The organism is Crystallibacter degradans, assembly GCF_012952295.1.
In the GTDB taxonomy this organism is placed as follows: Bacteria; Actinomycetota; Actinomycetes; order Actinomycetales; family Micrococcaceae; genus Crystallibacter; species Crystallibacter degradans.
In genome coordinates this window covers 1-255 of the sequence record NZ_JABBCH010000112.1, presented here as the reverse complement: position 1 = coordinate 255, position 255 = coordinate 1, and the positions used below count along the sequence as shown (strand labels likewise).

The window sequence follows — 255 nt, the reverse complement described above, 5'->3', positions numbered from 1 at the left end:
GCTTTCCCCGGTGACCATGGACTCGTCGATCTCGGATTCGCCCTCTTCGACTACACCGTCGGTGGGGATCTTCGATCCCGGGCGGACCAGCATTAGGTCCCCGGGCATTACCTCGGCGGTCGGGACTCCCACCGTTTGTCCGTCGCGGATGACCAGGGCCATCGAGGGTGCGAGTTCGAGCAGCGTACGGACGGCGTCGTTGGCGCCGCCCCGTGCCCGCATTTCAAACCAGTGGCCCAGCAGTACGAAGGTGGT

The 255-nt window shown here is 65.1% G+C and carries 1 protein-coding gene; it reads right to left on the bottom strand.

The window, feature by feature from the left end:
- Positions 1-255, bottom strand: a 255-nt coding sequence (locus HGO92_RS23340; RefSeq protein ID WP_440915803.1) for a P-type ATPase actuator domain-containing protein, incomplete at both ends; no start/stop codon positions are given.